The sequence below is a fragment of the Candidatus Methylomirabilis sp. genome (assembly GCF_028716865.1).
GTDB lineage: Bacteria > Methylomirabilota > Methylomirabilia > Methylomirabilales > Methylomirabilaceae > Methylomirabilis.
The window spans coordinates 74870-88442 of record NZ_JAQUOY010000005.1 but is presented as its reverse complement, the minus strand read 5'-3'; the positions used below and the strand labels follow the sequence as shown (position 1 = coordinate 88442).

The following is a 13573-nucleotide window of genomic DNA, read 5'->3' as shown; positions in this document are numbered from 1 at the left end:
TTACCGCGTGCACCAGCATCACCGACCTGGTCGGCCTCGCGCGAATGTCGCGTCCGGTGCGCATGCGGGCCGCAGTTGAAGCGCCTTCGCGAGAATCAGGAGGGTTTTATCCAAGTATCATCTGGTGGCGATGAACGACATTCGCGCAGCGACTCCAGCCTCCGTCATGCCGATTAAGGGCATCAACAACCCCGGTCAGGTCCTGTTTGCCAGCCTGATCGGCACCACCATCGAATTCTTTGACTTCTACATCTACGCCACGGCCGCGGTGCTCGTGTTTCCACGACTGTTCTTTCCGACGTCCGATCCGGCGTCCGCCATGCTCGCCTCACTGGCGACCTTCGGCATCGCCTTTCTTGCGCGACCGGTTGGCTCCGCGCTCTTTGGCCACTTTGGCGATCGTGTTGGCCGCAAGACGACGCTGGTCGCTGCGCTGCTGACGATGGGCGTGTCGACGGTGGCCATCGGGGCGCTGCCGACGTACGCGACGATCGGTGTCGCGGCGCCGCTACTGCTGGCGATTTGCCGCTTCGGCCAGGGCCTGGGGCTAGGCGGAGAGTGGGGCGGCGCCGTGCTGTTGGCGATCGAGAATGCGCCGCCCGGAAAGCGCGCGTGGTACGGTATGTTCCCGCAGTTCGGCGCGCCGGTCGGGTTTCTGTTCTCCGGCGGCATCTTTCTCGCACTCTCCGAGTGGTTTACCGATAATCAGTTTTTCGCGTATGGCTGGCGCATTCCGTTTCTCTCCAGCGCCGCGTTGGTGCTCGTCGGTCTCTACGTGCGGCTGACGATTACCGAGACGCCCGTCTTCCGCGATGCGTTGAAGGGCCGCGAGCCGGTGAAGGTGCCGATGCTGGCGGTGCTCCGCGATCACAGTAAGGTGCTCGTCGTGGGTGTCGTCGTATCGCTTACGGCCTTTGTGCTGTTCTATCTGATGACCGTCTTCGCGCTCTCGTGGGGGACCAGCGCGCTTGGCTTCACCCGCGAGAAGTTCCTTATCATCCAACTGTTCGGCATCCTGTTCTTCGCGCTGACGATCCCACTCGCCGCCGTCATGGCCGAGCGGGGGCGCCGCCGCATGCTGATGTGGGTGAACGGCGGCATCTTCGCGTTCGGCCTGATGTTCGCGCCGATGTTCGCCGCCGGCACGGCGGGCGCGGTGATGACGATGGTCGTGGGGCTGTGTCTGATGGGCCTGGTCTACGGACCATTGGGCACGGTGCTCTCAGAGCTGTTTCCGACCAGCGTGCGGTACTCCGGCAGTTCGCTGACATTCAACATGGCCGGCATCTTCGGCGCCTCGCTGGCGCCGTACGCCGCGACATACCTCGCCACGACGTATGGGTTGCAGTACGTCGGCTACTATCTGTCCGCGTCGGCGGTCTTGACGTTCATCGGGCTGATCGTGTCGCGCGAAACGAAAGACGACGTGCTCTGACATGCGAATCGCGATCGTCGGCGAGCCTGGCATCGGGAATTCAGAATGAGGTGTTTCTACAGCCTCGTGAGGCGCACACATTACAGGAGGAAGGGACACATCATGTCAAAGGCCTATTGGGTCAGCGCATATCGTGCGGTAAAGGACCCTGACAAACTTGCCGCATACGCGAAGCTTGCCGGTCCAGCAATTACTGCCGGCGGAGGACGCATTCTCGCGCGTGGCGAGCCGGCGAAGGTGTACGAATACGGCTTGAAACAGCGCATCGTTCTGATCGAGTTCGATAGTGTGGAGCAGGCTGTTGCCACCCATGACAGTCCCGGCTACCAGGCCGCGCTCGCCGCTCTTGGCGACGGCGCCGAACGGGAAATTCGCATTGTCGTAGGCGTCTGAGTGTCGTCGGTCGCAATGCCTTATAAGGCCCTTACGCGATTGGTCTTGATCCTTCGCTCAATGTCGCTACATCGTGGCGCTCCGCGTCGAATGCCTCGGCCGGACGGCTACTTTGCCCACTCCAGGGAATTGCGCTTGGCCTCGTAGTGCTCGCCCAATTTCAGGGCCATGGCCCGTTCGCAGAGGTTCAGGGCAGCAGGAAAGTTCCCCATCTCGGTGTAGGCCTGGATACCCCGCTCGAAACAGGTCATGCCCTCCAGCATCCGGCGGTACTCGTGCGGGAAGGCCGCCTCAAGATCCGGCAGGTAGCCCAGGGATAAGCCCACGGAGGCCGCACAGTCCTCCCACTGTCCGCACTGAGCCTGGGCCTCGGCGCACAGGTCGTATGCCACCGCTTTCACCGCATTGGGCATACTCGCCTGGCCTTCGAAGGTGCGGCGCAGATACTTCAGCGCGGATTCCGGCCCGCCGAAGGCCGCCTCGCGGTGACCCGCCAGCAGATCTGCCAGGACGTCCTTTACCGACTTGCGGACGGGTTCCTGCCGCTTTCCCATAAAACCTCCCTATGAATGTATGGAACGAGGATCACGTGAATATCGCATTCAACTGATAAACAATTGCTGTTCTGGCGGTACGGGCGCACGCCCGTTGGAACCGACCTGACGCAGCGTCTTCATAGCGGGGAGTATGCGGGAATCCGACTGGAAGGTCAAGATCGGGCGGACCCACGTGAGTCCGCGTCATTTGCAGGTTCACTCCTTATTTCTGTGCTTGACCTGGTCAGTGGTATGACATAATGTAATACTCATGGAGGTGCCGCCGATGGCCAAGTCAAAGATCGCTATATCTCTCGATGAGAATACCCTCGATCGCCTCGATCGCCTCGTGCAAGGTGAGGTCTTCCCGAATCGCAGCCACGCGATTCAGGTGGCGGTCGAGGAGAAATTGGAACGCCTCAAGCGGAGCCGTCTTGCCCAGGAGTGCGCGAAGCTGGATCCTGCCTTTGAGAAGGCCCTTGCGGAGGAGGGGCTTTCGGAGGAGTTATCAGAATGGCCCGAATACTGAGGGGGGAGATTCGCTGGGCGGACCTGAACCCGGTTCGTGGAAAAGAGCAGGCGGGACTGCGTCCGGTTCTGATTGTGAGCCACGACGTGTTCAATGAGTGCTCCGGTACGGTGATCGCTGTGGCGATTACTAGCCAGCCCCAGCGTGCCGGTTTTCCGCTGACCCTAGCATTGACTTCGAAGAGTTTGCCGAAGCGCTCATGGGTCAAGATCAGCCAGGTTCGCACGCTGGCTGTGGAACGAATCGGAAAGAGGTTGGGAGGCGCCACTGCCGCAGAGGTATCTCAGGTTATTGAAGGGTTAATCGAAATCATGGGAGGAAACTAATGAGCACGATTCGAAATGAGGTACTCGCCGCCAATAAAGCCTATGCTGCCAATTTTGGAGAGAAGGGTAAGCTGGCCATGCCGCCGGGGCGGCGGTTCGCCGTCCTGACCTGCATGGATGCGCGACTTGATCCGGCCAAGTACGCGGGACTGTCGGAAGGGGATGCCCACGTGATCCGCAATGCGGGTGGTCGCGCCAGCGATGATGCGATCCGGTCGCTGGTGATTTCCTACAAACTCCTCGGGACCCGGGAATGGTTTGTCATCCACCACACCAATTGCGGCATGGAGACCTTTACCGACGAGATCATGCGCGGGCTGCTGGCCAAGAGCCTCAAGACCGCGACTATTGATGCCGGAGGATGGCACGATACCGGTCAAGGCCCCGGGTCAATGGAAGGCACGTTTATCGACTGGTTGACCATCGGGGACCAGGCCGAGAGCGTCTGTGCGGACGTACAACGCATTAGGGCCCACCCGCTGGTCCCGCGCGACATTCCCGTCTATGGCTATATTTACGACGTGAAGACCGGGCAACTCGTCGAGGTCCCTGAAGCCACACGAATCGGGAAGGCCGCGTAAGCGACCGTCGCGGCGCGTTCGAGACGATTGCGCCTGATCGACCTGAAAAGCGCTAAAACTCGTATTTGGTGATGAAGGCGTCTCCAGTCCCATTGAGTGTGGAACTGACTGCGCCAGGAGTCGTAGGGAAGTCGGGGGACTTGGCGCCTCCAGTCACGTACGCATGGCCCTCCTTGTCCACGGCGATGGCCTCTCCCCAATCATGCTGGCTTCCTCCCAGGAAGGTGGAGTAGACGAGCGCTGATCCGGTCGGAGCGAGTTTCACCACAAAGGCATCCCCCCAACCGTTGTAGGAGGTATCGAGCGCCCCGAGGGTTGTGGGGAAGTTGATGGATTTTGTCCTTCCCGTCACATAAGCATGACCCTCGTCGTCCACGGCAATACCGAAGCCTATATCATACTCACTCCCTCCCAGGAAGGTGGAGTAGACGAGGGCTGAGCCGGTGGGAGCAAGCTTTGTCACGAAGGCATCCCCGGCGCCCTTATAGGAGGTATCGCGCGCGCCAGGGGTCGTGGGGAAATCGGCGGAAAGCGTTCCTCCCGTCACGTAGGCATGGCCCTGCGCATCCACAGCAATGCTGTGGCCCCAATCAGACCGGCTCCCTCCCAGGAAGGTAGAGTAAACGAGGCTGGCGCCGGTGGGGGCGAGTTTCGTGACGAAGGCATCCCTGTCGCTGTAAGGTTTCGTATCGAACGCTCCAGGAGTTGTGGGAAAGTTAAGGGAGAGGGTTTCTCCCGTTACGTACGCATTGCCCTCCGTGTCCACGGCGATGCCAAAACCCCCATCATACCGGACCCCGCCCAGGAAGGTAGAGTAGACGAGCGCTGAACCAGTGGGAGCGAGCTTCGCCACAAAGGCATCCCCGGCGCCGTTGAATGAGGTATCGAACGCTCCAGGAGTTGTGGGGAAGTTGGGAGACTCGGTGCCTCCCGTCACATATGCATGGCCCTGCGCATCCACAGCGATGCCGTGGCCCCAGTCATCGCCACTGCCGCCCAAAAAGGTAGAGTACACGAGGCTGGCGCCGGTGGGAGCAAGCTTCGTCACGAAGGCATCCCTGTCCCCATTGTGCGTGCGACTGAAGGCGTTGCGGGTAGTGGGGAAGTTGGCGGAGCGGGTCTCTCCCGTCACATATGCATGGCCCTGCGCATCCACAGCGATGCCGTGGCCCCAATCATCGCCACTGCCGCCCAAAAAGGTGGAGTAGACGAGGCTGGCGCCGGTGGGAGCAAGCTTTGTCACAAACACATCCCCAGCGCCTTTGTGCGTAGAATGAAACGCACCGGCAGATGTGGGGAAATTCGCGGACTCGCTTATTCCTGTCACGTACGCATGGCCTTTCGCATCCACAGCAATGGCGAGGCCCAATTCGTCGCCACTTCCACCCAGAAGGGTGGAGTAGACCACCACCGGGTCAATCACCAGCGGTCTGCTTGCATCGTAGGCGCCTACCTGGAAGCCGACCTGGTGTGCGCCTTTGATCGCATAGCCGCCGGAGATAGCCCGTCTCATGCCCTCCACCTCTTGATAGAGGAAGGGTTTCTGAAGGCGGATGGGTCTCCCCGCGGTGTGCAGGACCAACTCGCCCTGAGCCCCCACGTTAAGGTGTGTGGCCCCCTCAAAGCGCAGGGTGATGGCGTGAGGATCGGCTCCCGGCGCGACGAGAAAGTCGTACTCGAGTTGACTCTGGTTGCCGTAGTAGACAAGGTCGATACCTGGGTACACGCTTTGGTTGCGCACCTTGGCGTAGGTGGGGATGTCGGTGCGCCACATGGCGGGGTCGTTACCGCGAAGGTAGTGGACCGTACCAGGCAGCTTCTCGATCCCCACCGCCTGGAGCTTGGAGCTGGCGCCCACAAGCTCCATCTGCAGGATCGTGGGGCCGAGCCGCGGACTTGGCTGATGCCCAGCGGAAAGCGGCTGGTGAACCGCTGAGGATTTCGTGTTGGACTGACGCAGGACTAATACGGCCTTGGTGTCTGTCAAAAAGATGGTGTAACCCTGACCGCGGGCCAGGAACTTCACCTGGGGGTTGGTCTGACCATGGTTGGCCTCGAAGTGCATGGGTAACTTCCCGTATGCCGCCCGCACATGGGCTTCAGTGGCTGCGTTGGGGCCGGCAATGGAAGAGGACGTTCCCTGGAGGGTGGGAGCGAGGCTCGCCTTGGAGTCTACGGCTGCGACCGGCCCTTGGTTGGAGAACTGGACGGAATCGGAAGAGATCGGGGATGATGCCTGGGCAAGCGGGGCCGGGCAGTTCAGCGCCGCAAGCAATCCCATCACAAGTCCAACCCCAACCTTCGCGTGATCGATCAGATCCATGTTTCTCCTCCTGGTTAGATCGCACGGTTGATGACTTCCCCGAGTGAAGGGTGCAGCTCATCCTGTATTTCGGAATTTATTCTGGGGGCATCGGCCTTCGATGGTCAAGCGAAATGCGTGCGGCAACCATAACACCTGTCGCAATGGTCGTACGGTTTCATGTATCGGTTGAGTCGTTACCGTTCTTACAGCCCTATTTGAGAGCCTCATTTTTTTCTTGACACGTCGCTGAGCCCAATTATATTAACTGCGCTTGGTTGTTTTCTGTTCTACGGCAGGAGAGGATGCGGCCATGGCGGCTGGCGGGAACCTGCAACCGAAGCAGGCGAGTGAGAAGTTAAACACGTATGCATCAATGGCCCTTTGGGGCAACAGCCCTGAGGGCCGTATTGTTTTTGGGCGACATTGGTCTGGTGATGACCTCGAATGGACAGGTCAAACCAACAAGGGGATCGAAGCGGCGCAGAACTTCGAGAAACGTAGCTGAAGTATCACCGTATCAATGGGATTAGAGAACCATTATGAAAATTGTGTCTTGGTACGATAGTAGTAAGACTGTTTACGAATCTGGGAAAGAGGCCATTCGTGATGCCGTGATCGAAGCGGTCAGGAAGGAATCTCCCCTCATGAATGCCGACCTGAAGAACGCCTATCTCCGAGACGCCGACCTCGCGGGCGCCATCCTCGGAGGCGCCGACCTTCGGGACGCTGATCTGCAGGGCGCCAACCTCCAGGGCGCCAACCTCCGGGACGCCAATCTTGCCGGCGCTAATCTGAGACGTGCCAACCTCCGGGACGCCAACGTCGCGGGTACCAACTTTGCAGGCGCCAACCTCGATGAGGCCGACCTCTTCCATGTAAAGTTTTGGGGACGCGGCGGTTCAACAAAAATTAAGAAAGCCCAAGTCGAGTCTTTCCTGAAAGCGTTAGGGATCGTGGTCGAGGAGTAACCATCGCTCTGAAGACGACGTGACTCACACCTTGCTGTGATCTGGTTGCCACTGGCAGGTGCCGTCGGGTAAGGGGATCGGCGTGAAATCTCCGAAGAGGTTGGGAGCCTCCCGAGTCATGATCTCGGCCACCTTCCCAAAGACGCTGCGGATTTCCACCTCAGCTCCTGGTGCAGTTCTGGACTCGATCACCCACCGGAGCGTCCGGGCATTCGCGGTCCAGATGAGGGTCGTGGCGACTCCGTCCGGTGCGATCCGGCGCATGGCGGAGGTGAGAACCTTCTTCTCGTGAAACGGCCGCCCGTCAATCTTTAAGGCCTCTGCCAGTTGTTGTTGCGCCTTCTCACCGTTGACCACCGCCTCCTCGAAGATCGCGCGCGCCTCAGGGTTCTCGCGGATTTCCGGCGGCAGCCACATCGGGATGTCGGTCAGACGCACGAAGCGCAGGCTCTCCTGACTGATGGCGGTTCCGGCCCGGTGTCGCACCAGCTCATGGGTCAAGACCCGGCTGACATGAAAGAGTGCGAAGGTCCAGTTGGCGTGCTCCAGGACGCTGCCGTGCTTGACCTGTAGGATATTCTGCAAGTAGGCTTGGCTACCCTCCCGGACCTTAGTGACATTCGGATTGAGGCCAGGCTCAAAGGAGCGGTAGCAGGCGCGCCCCGCCACCTCGATCAGTTGCTCGGCTGCCGAAGGGGCATCAGTCGTCCACCCGGGAGCGCCTACGGCCTGCAGATAGGCGGCCAGCCCTTCAGCGTCTATTGCCGGTCTGGCCAGGAGAAAGACCTGGGGTTCCACCTGCTTCATGTTGCCCTCCTCGTATGGGGAATGTGTCGGGCCGCATCTGGTCGTTTATGAAACCATCCAGGTCTCGCCGGCGTGCAGGAGCTTTTCGAGATTGCCTTTACCCTGCTGTTGGCTGACGGTTCGGCCCTGCTCGGTCATCAGCTCGTCATAGGTCGGCTCGCGGACGGCGCGCAGCACGCCGACGGGCTGCGGGAAGTCCGGACCCGAGAGTCGCGACAGCATGAAGTGGTAACCTTCGTCGGTCCGGGTCTCGTCGTGGATCAGCAGCCCTGAAGTATCACCATCGATCTCGACCACCTCCGGAGACATATCGGGGCGCATTCGGATCCCCTTCTTCCGCTCCTTACCGAACACCAGCGGCTTGCCGTGTTCCAGGACCAGCAGCCGGTCGCTCCGCACATCCTTGTCGGTGACCGATTCCCATGTCCCGTCGTTGAATACGTTGCAGTTCTGATACAGTTCAACGAAGGCCGTCCCTTTGTGGTCGGCGGCGCGCCGAAGCACATATTGCAGATGTGGACTGTCGATGTCGATCGACCGCGCGACGAACGTTGCCGCCGATCCGATCGCCACCGAAAGCGGATTAAAGGGACGGTCGAGCGCTCCAAACGGCGTGGACTTGGTCTTCATGCCGTGCACGCTGGTCGGCGAGGTCTGACCCTTGGTCAGGCCGTAGATGCGGTTATTGAAGAGCAGGATCTTCAGGTCGACGTTGCGCCGCATCGTGTGGATGAGGTGGTTGCCGCCGATCGACAGACCGTCGCCGTCACCGGTGATCACCCATATCATCAGATCAGGGCGCGTCAGCTTGATCCCGGTCGCTATCGCCGGCGCCCGTCCGTGGATCGAGTGAAACCCGTAGGTATTCATGTAGTATGGGAAACGCGAGGAACAGCCGATCCCGGAGACGAAGACAATCTTTTCCCGCGGGATACCCAGTTCCGGCATCACCCGCTGAATACCGGCCAGAATGGCATAGTCGCCGCATCCGGGACACCAGCGGACATCCTGATCCGAGATAAAATCCTTGCGTGTCAGTTTGGGGGCCTGTTCGAGATTGCATTGAGTCATGGTTATCCCACCTCTGCGTGCGTGCAAAGCTCAGCCTGTTCACGCGCGCCCAAGATTTCTTCCACCTTGGTCACGATTTCGGAAATCTTGAACGGCCTGCCCTGGATCTTGTGGAACCCCACCGCGTCAACCAGGAACTGCGCCCGCAGCATCATCAGCAACTGTCCAAGGTTCATTTCCGCCACCAGTACGTGGCGAAAGTTCGCCAGTATCTGGCCGACGTTAGCCGACATCGGGTTCAGGTAGCGCAGGTGGAGCGCCGACACGCGGTAGCCGCGCCGACGGAGACTCTTGACCGCCTGTGTGATTGCCCCGTAGGTTGAGCCCCATCCGACGATGAGCAGATCACCGGAGGGATCGCCGTAGACCGTTGCGTTCGGGATCTCGTGGACGATGCGGGCGATCTTCTCGGCCCGTATCCGCACCATCTTTTCGTGGTTGTTCGCCTCGTAGGAGACGTTACCGATCACATCCTCCTTCTCAAGACCGCCGATCCGGTGCTCCATGCCCGGTGTTCCGGGAACGACCCACGGACGCGCCAGCGTCTTGGGTTCGCGCAGATACGGATAGAACCCCTGAGGGTCGGTCCTGAACGTAACCGGGATCTTCTGAAGCGAGGCAACCTCCGGGAGTTTCCAGGGCTCGGCGCCGTTCGCCAGGTAGCCGTCCGAGAGGCAGATGACCGGGCACATATGGCGTATCGCGATCCGCGCCGCTTCGATGGCCATCCAGAAACAGTCGCCAGGTGTCGCCGGGGCGATGACGACTACCGGGCACTCGCCGTTCCGCCCGAAGACCGCCTGGAAGAGGTCGGCCTGCTCGGTTTTCGTGGGAAGGCCGGTGGACGGTCCGCCGCGCTGCACGTTGACGATGACCAGCGGCAGCTCAGCCATCACCGCCAGACCGATCGCTTCACTCTTAAGCGCCATGCCCGGACCGGAGGTCGTGGTGACCCCGAGCGCGCCCGCGTACGCCGCCCCGATCGTGGCCGCTACTGCCGCGATTTCGTCCTCGGCCTGAAACGTGATCACATCGTAGTGCGGATACATCGCCAGGGTGTGGAGGATATCGGAGGCCGGTGTGATCGGGTAGCTTCCACAAAAGAGCGGCAGTGACGCAAGTTGCGCGGCGGTGATGAGGCCGATTGCCGTGGCTTCGTTGCCGGTGATATGGCGATAGGTGCCCGGCGCGATGACAGCGGGCGGCACGACGAAGCGAGATGGAAACAGTTCAGCGGTCTCGCCGTAATAGTAGCCGGCCCGAAACGCCGTAATGTTGGCTTCAGCAATCTTCGGGTTCTTCTGGAATTTAGCCCGGATGCTCTTCTCCTCACGCTCCATCGGGTGGTTATACAACCAGAACATAAGGCCGAGCGCGTAAAAGTTTTTGCAGCGTCCGACCTCTTTGGCCGTCAGCCCCATCCCTTCCAGCGCGAGCGCGACCTGCTTGGAGATGTCGATCGCGAACACTTGGTAACCGGAAAGGCTGCCGTCCTCAAGCGGGTTTGCCGTATATCCCGCCTTTTCAATATTCGGCTGAGTGAAACTCCCGACATTGGCGATGATGATCCCACCGCGCGGCAGGTCCGGCAGGTTGATGCGCAGCGCGGCCGGGTTCATCACCACCAGGACGTCGGGCTGATCGCCCGGCGTAAACACCTCCTGGCTCGAAAAGTGAACCTGGTAGGCCGATACGCCTGCCAGCGTTCCTGCCGGCGCCCGAATCTCAGCCGGATAATCCGGAAATGTCGCCAGGTCACTCCCTTCCAGCGCCACGCTCTTGGTAAATTCCGTTCCGGTCAGTTGCATGCCATCGCCTGAGTCGCCGGCAAACCGAATGACAACCGTCTCCAACTCGCTCGTCGGTCGTTGCCGATCTCCAGGCGCAGACTGCGTGTTCTTGATATTGCTCATCGAGGTCCTTTCGTTCTTGTGGTGGTCCAACTGTCCGCTAGCCACCGTGGAGCCCTCGCGCCGCGAGGCCTGGCTCAGGTGGCACATTGAGCACTGCGGCGGGGAACAGGGAGACAATGAACCTGACAACGTCCCGCATCGACACGACGCCCACAGGTCGGCCCTGCCGATCGAGCACCGGGATATGACGGTAGCCGCCGGTGTGCATCTTATTGAGGGCATAGGCGATGCCGTCATCTATCCCCACAGTCTCAGGATTCGGCGTCATAATCTCCCCAATAGGACTATCCAGCTCGAGCCGTCCGACCACCTTCTTCATGAGGTCCCGCTCCGTGAAGATTCCGATAAGCCGGTCGCCTTCCATCACCAGCACGCAGCCGACGTGAGCGTCGTTCATCGCCGTCGTCGCATCACGCACGGCGGTATCACACTGAACGCAAATCGGCTCCCGAAATCCTAATCCTCGGATCGGCTCCGTCAAGATAGCACAACATAACTTCTCAGCGTCCTCCTCTGACTCAACGTGGTCGTACGCGTCCTCAAATTCGCTTGCTGCAATACCCATGATGCTCAGCCTCCCGATCTTGACACCGGAGTGCTCTATAACGCGAGGTCTTTCCCCTTTCCGCCTCGCCTTCTTGTCGCCTCTTCTTACCATCCTAACGATAGCCTTCGTGTGACGCGAAGTCAAGGCGAAAGCCGGGATGGGAAAGGCAGGCGAGGCGTGTAGAATGCGCTGCTTTGCAGTTGACAGTGTCTGGGGGGCTCTACTATAGTTTAGTTAGAAAAGAGCATTCAGCAGTCGGCACTCAAAGCAGGTGTTTAGACTGAAGACCGAAGGCTGAAGAATCGGTAACACCTTTAGTCTATCTACCTTCAGCCTTTGGTGCCCGGTGCTGACAGCTTCCCTTGGTGTTTTTCTACGCTGCGGTGAGGCCTAGCCTCATGGGGTATTAGTTTGGTTGAGCTGATTGTTGATGGAAGGCCGGTGCAGGTTTCCGCCGGGACGTCGATTCTCGAGGCGGTTCTACAGACCGGTCGCGAGATCCCGCATTTCTGCTATCATCCGAAGCTCCGCGTCGTGGGCAGTTGCCGGATGTGCCAGGTGGAGGTGCAGGGAATCCCAAAGCTGGTGATTTCGTGCGCCACCCCCGTTGCGGATGGGATGGAGGTCTTCACGGCTTCCGAACGCGTGAAGAAGGCCAGGAATGCGGTACTCGAGTTTCTGTTGCTGAACCACCCACTCGATTGTCCCGTGTGCGACAAAGGCGGAGAGTGCCCGCTTCAGAACTACACGCTCAGATACGGCCCCGGTGAAAGCCGCTTCATCGAGCAGAAGATCCATCGGATTAAGCACCAGCCGATCGGCCCATTTATCATCTTCGATGCGGAACGGTGCATCCTCTGTACGCGCTGTGTCCGATTTTGCCAGAATGTGACGGGCACCTCAGAGCTGGGCGTGTTCGGCCGTGGCGACCGATCTGAGATCGGCCTCTTCCCTGGTCAGAGCCTGGATAACAGCTACTCGGGAAACGTAATCGACCTCTGTCCGGTAGGGGCACTGACAAGCCGGGACTATCGCTTTGCCGCAAGGCCATGGGATCTGGTCACACAGGTTCCGTCGATATGCGGGTTGTGCAGCGCCGGGTGCAACATTACGGTGGATGTTCGGCATAAGGAGCGGGGCCGGCAGATGCTCCGCATCCGCCCCAGAGTGAACAATGAGGTCAACGGACATTGGATCTGTGACGAAGGCCGATTCGAGTTTCATTTTGCTGGAGACCCGGGACGGATCGAGAGGCCATTGGTGCAACGAGATGGTGCGTTGCTGCCGGTGAATTGGAACGAGGCGATCGGTCGTATTGCCGACGACCTCGCCAGAATTCTCCGGGAGAAGGGAGCCGAGGCCGTTGGCGTGATCGCATCAGCACGGCTGACCAACGAGGAGGCGTTCCTCATTCGACAACTGTTTGGAGGCAGACTTGGCATTCCACACATAGATTACCGGGTGAGGCGATCTCAGGAGCCTGGGGGCGATGTGTCGGAAGATCACCTGCTTCGGCGGACCGATAAGTATCCCAACTCGGTCGGGATGCGCGCCCTGGGACTGCTTCCCAAGACCCAAGGGATGGGGACCAGAGAGATGCTCCACGCTGCAACCGAAGGTCGGTTGGCCGCCTTGCTCGTCTTTGAGGAGGATCTGGTGACTGCGCTGTCCGGGGAACTCGCCGTTGCAGAGTCGCTCAAGAAGCTGGAACTGCTGGTCGCTCACGATTTATTCTTGACAGCGACGGTAAAGCTGGCGCATGTTGTCCTTCCAGGATTGAGCTTTTACGAAAAAGAAGGGACGTTCACAAATGTCGCGGGACGGGTTCAGCGCCTTCAGCCGGCGCTGGAACCATTTGGTCACGCGATTCCGCTTGTCGAGATCCTCCAGCGCCTCGCATGTCAACTGGAACTTCCCCTCATGGAAGGGAACACAGAAGCGGTATGGAATGAACTCGCCCGATCGGTGTCGGCATACGCAGGCATAACGTACGAGAGTGTCGGTGAGTTCGGAACGCCGTTGTATGGGGATAGACCGAAGGCTGAAGACTGAAGGTTGTTAGGGGCGAATAGCGCAAGAGCGCTTAGAGCGCCATAAAAGCTCTTACCGGAGTGTGGTGTGAGCGTAACACGATGTTTGATATACTTTAGCCTAACCGCCTG

General features: G+C 59.8%; 14 protein-coding genes. 8 read left to right on the top strand and 6 right to left on the bottom strand.

All coding sequences use genetic code 11. From position 1 onward, the window contains the following. The first annotated feature begins 130 nt into the window (after positions 1 to 130). Both PHV01_RS03755 and PHV01_RS03750 read left to right on the top strand, forming a co-directional pair. Positions 131 to 1435: an MFS transporter gene (locus PHV01_RS03755; protein ID WP_337289812.1), complete on the top strand. Its 1305-nt coding sequence runs from the start codon at positions 131 to 133 to the stop codon at positions 1433 to 1435. A gap of 102 nt (positions 1436 to 1537) precedes the next feature. After that, positions 1538 to 1828: a DUF1330 domain-containing protein gene (locus tag PHV01_RS03750; protein ID WP_337289811.1), complete on the top strand. Its 291-nt coding sequence runs from the start codon at positions 1538 to 1540 to the stop codon at positions 1826 to 1828. Between the two features lie 107 nt (positions 1829 to 1935). Here PHV01_RS03750 and PHV01_RS03745 read toward each other — a convergent pair whose 3' ends face one another. Next, the gene (locus PHV01_RS03745; protein ID WP_337289810.1) at positions 1936 to 2382 is read right to left on the bottom strand and encodes a hypothetical protein; all 447 of its coding nucleotides are present in this window, start codon (positions 2380 to 2382) and stop codon (positions 1936 to 1938) included. 268 nt (positions 2383 to 2650) lie between these two features. Between PHV01_RS03745 and PHV01_RS03740 the strand changes: the two genes are divergently transcribed. Genes PHV01_RS03740 through PHV01_RS03730 form a run of 3 tightly spaced genes read left to right on the top strand, consistent with a single transcriptional unit; the run spans position 2651 to position 3800 of the window. After that, positions 2651 to 2893 carry a ribbon-helix-helix domain-containing protein gene (locus PHV01_RS03740; protein ID WP_337289809.1) on the top strand — a complete coding sequence of 81 codons (243 nt, stop codon included), beginning with the start codon at positions 2651 to 2653 and terminating at the stop codon, positions 2891 to 2893. After that, on the top strand, positions 2878 to 3219 hold the full coding sequence (locus tag PHV01_RS03735) for a type II toxin-antitoxin system PemK/MazF family toxin (RefSeq protein ID WP_337289808.1): 342 nt from the start codon (positions 2878 to 2880) through the stop codon (positions 3217 to 3219). The genes PHV01_RS03740 and PHV01_RS03735 overlap by 16 nt, the downstream gene beginning before the upstream one ends. Then, entirely contained in the window at positions 3219 to 3800 is a 582-nt protein-coding gene (locus tag PHV01_RS03730; RefSeq protein WP_337289807.1) for a carbonic anhydrase, read from the top strand. The genes PHV01_RS03735 and PHV01_RS03730 overlap by 1 nt, the downstream gene beginning before the upstream one ends. A gap of 52 nt (positions 3801 to 3852) precedes the next feature. Here PHV01_RS03730 and PHV01_RS03725 read toward each other — a convergent pair whose 3' ends face one another. Continuing rightward, on the bottom strand, positions 3853 to 6123 hold the full coding sequence (locus tag PHV01_RS03725) for an SBBP repeat-containing protein (RefSeq protein WP_337289806.1): 2271 nt from the start codon (positions 6121 to 6123) through the stop codon (positions 3853 to 3855). Positions 6124 to 6415: 292 nt separating this feature from the next. Between PHV01_RS03725 and PHV01_RS03720 the strand changes: the two genes are divergently transcribed. Next, the gene (locus tag PHV01_RS03720; RefSeq protein ID WP_337289805.1) at positions 6416 to 6610 is read left to right on the top strand and encodes a hypothetical protein; all 195 of its coding nucleotides are present in this window, start codon (positions 6416 to 6418) and stop codon (positions 6608 to 6610) included. A gap of 34 nt (positions 6611 to 6644) precedes the next feature. Beyond that, positions 6645 to 7073: a pentapeptide repeat-containing protein gene (locus PHV01_RS03715; protein WP_337289804.1), complete on the top strand. Its 429-nt coding sequence runs from the start codon at positions 6645 to 6647 to the stop codon at positions 7071 to 7073. Positions 7074 to 7097: 24 nt separating this feature from the next. Here the strand turns inward: PHV01_RS03715 and thyX are convergent, their stop codons facing one another. From thyX to PHV01_RS03695, 4 genes are read right to left on the bottom strand one after another with little or no spacing between them, the layout of a single operon-like run. Beyond that, complete coding sequence (thyX, locus tag PHV01_RS03710) at positions 7098 to 7880, bottom strand: FAD-dependent thymidylate synthase (RefSeq protein WP_337289803.1); 783 nt, start codon at positions 7878 to 7880, stop codon at positions 7098 to 7100. Between the two features lie 45 nt (positions 7881 to 7925). Further along, positions 7926 to 8951: a 2-oxoacid:ferredoxin oxidoreductase subunit beta gene (locus PHV01_RS03705; RefSeq protein ID WP_337289802.1), complete on the bottom strand. Its 1026-nt coding sequence runs from the start codon at positions 8949 to 8951 to the stop codon at positions 7926 to 7928. Positions 8952 to 8953: 2 nt separating this feature from the next. Then, entirely contained in the window at positions 8954 to 10864 is a 1911-nt protein-coding gene (locus PHV01_RS03700) for a 2-oxoacid:acceptor oxidoreductase subunit alpha (RefSeq protein ID WP_337289801.1), read from the bottom strand. 37 nt (positions 10865 to 10901) lie between these two features. Then, the gene (locus tag PHV01_RS03695) at positions 10902 to 11429 is read right to left on the bottom strand and encodes a CBS domain-containing protein (RefSeq protein WP_337289800.1); all 528 of its coding nucleotides are present in this window, start codon (positions 11427 to 11429) and stop codon (positions 10902 to 10904) included. 393 nt (positions 11430 to 11822) lie between these two features. Between PHV01_RS03695 and PHV01_RS03690 the strand changes: the two genes are divergently transcribed. Then, a complete protein-coding gene (locus PHV01_RS03690; RefSeq protein WP_337289799.1) occupies positions 11823 to 13463 on the top strand; it encodes a molybdopterin-dependent oxidoreductase in 1641 nt (546 codons plus the stop codon). The last annotated feature ends 110 nt before the right edge of the window (positions 13464 to 13573 follow it).

What these genes read in the sequence shown, in the direction of transcription:
- PHV01_RS03755 (WP_337289812.1), top strand. Translation starts at nt 131, where the DNA reads ATGAACGACATTCGCGCAGCGACTCCAGCCTCCGTCATGCCGATTAAG.
- PHV01_RS03750 (WP_337289811.1), top strand. Translation starts at nt 1,538, where the DNA reads ATGTCAAAGGCCTATTGGGTCAGCGCATATCGTGCGGTAAAGGACCCT.
- PHV01_RS03745 (WP_337289810.1), bottom strand. Translation starts at nt 2,382, where the DNA reads ATGGGAAAGCGGCAGGAACCCGTCCGCAAGTCGGTAAAGGACGTCCTG.
- PHV01_RS03740 (WP_337289809.1), top strand. Translation starts at nt 2,651, where the DNA reads ATGGCCAAGTCAAAGATCGCTATATCTCTCGATGAGAATACCCTCGAT.
- PHV01_RS03735 (WP_337289808.1), top strand. Translation starts at nt 2,878, where the DNA reads ATGGCCCGAATACTGAGGGGGGAGATTCGCTGGGCGGACCTGAACCCG.
- PHV01_RS03730 (WP_337289807.1), top strand. Translation starts at nt 3,219, where the DNA reads ATGAGCACGATTCGAAATGAGGTACTCGCCGCCAATAAAGCCTATGCT.
- PHV01_RS03725 (WP_337289806.1), bottom strand. Translation starts at nt 6,123, where the DNA reads ATGGATCTGATCGATCACGCGAAGGTTGGGGTTGGACTTGTGATGGGA.
- PHV01_RS03720 (WP_337289805.1), top strand. Translation starts at nt 6,416, where the DNA reads ATGGCGGCTGGCGGGAACCTGCAACCGAAGCAGGCGAGTGAGAAGTTA.
- PHV01_RS03715 (WP_337289804.1), top strand. Translation starts at nt 6,645, where the DNA reads ATGAAAATTGTGTCTTGGTACGATAGTAGTAAGACTGTTTACGAATCT.
- thyX (WP_337289803.1), bottom strand. Translation starts at nt 7,880, where the DNA reads ATGAAGCAGGTGGAACCCCAGGTCTTTCTCCTGGCCAGACCGGCAATA.
- PHV01_RS03705 (WP_337289802.1), bottom strand. Translation starts at nt 8,951, where the DNA reads ATGACTCAATGCAATCTCGAACAGGCCCCCAAACTGACACGCAAGGAT.
- PHV01_RS03700 (WP_337289801.1), bottom strand. Translation starts at nt 10,864, where the DNA reads ATGAGCAATATCAAGAACACGCAGTCTGCGCCTGGAGATCGGCAACGA.
- PHV01_RS03695 (WP_337289800.1), bottom strand. Translation starts at nt 11,429, where the DNA reads ATGGGTATTGCAGCAAGCGAATTTGAGGACGCGTACGACCACGTTGAG.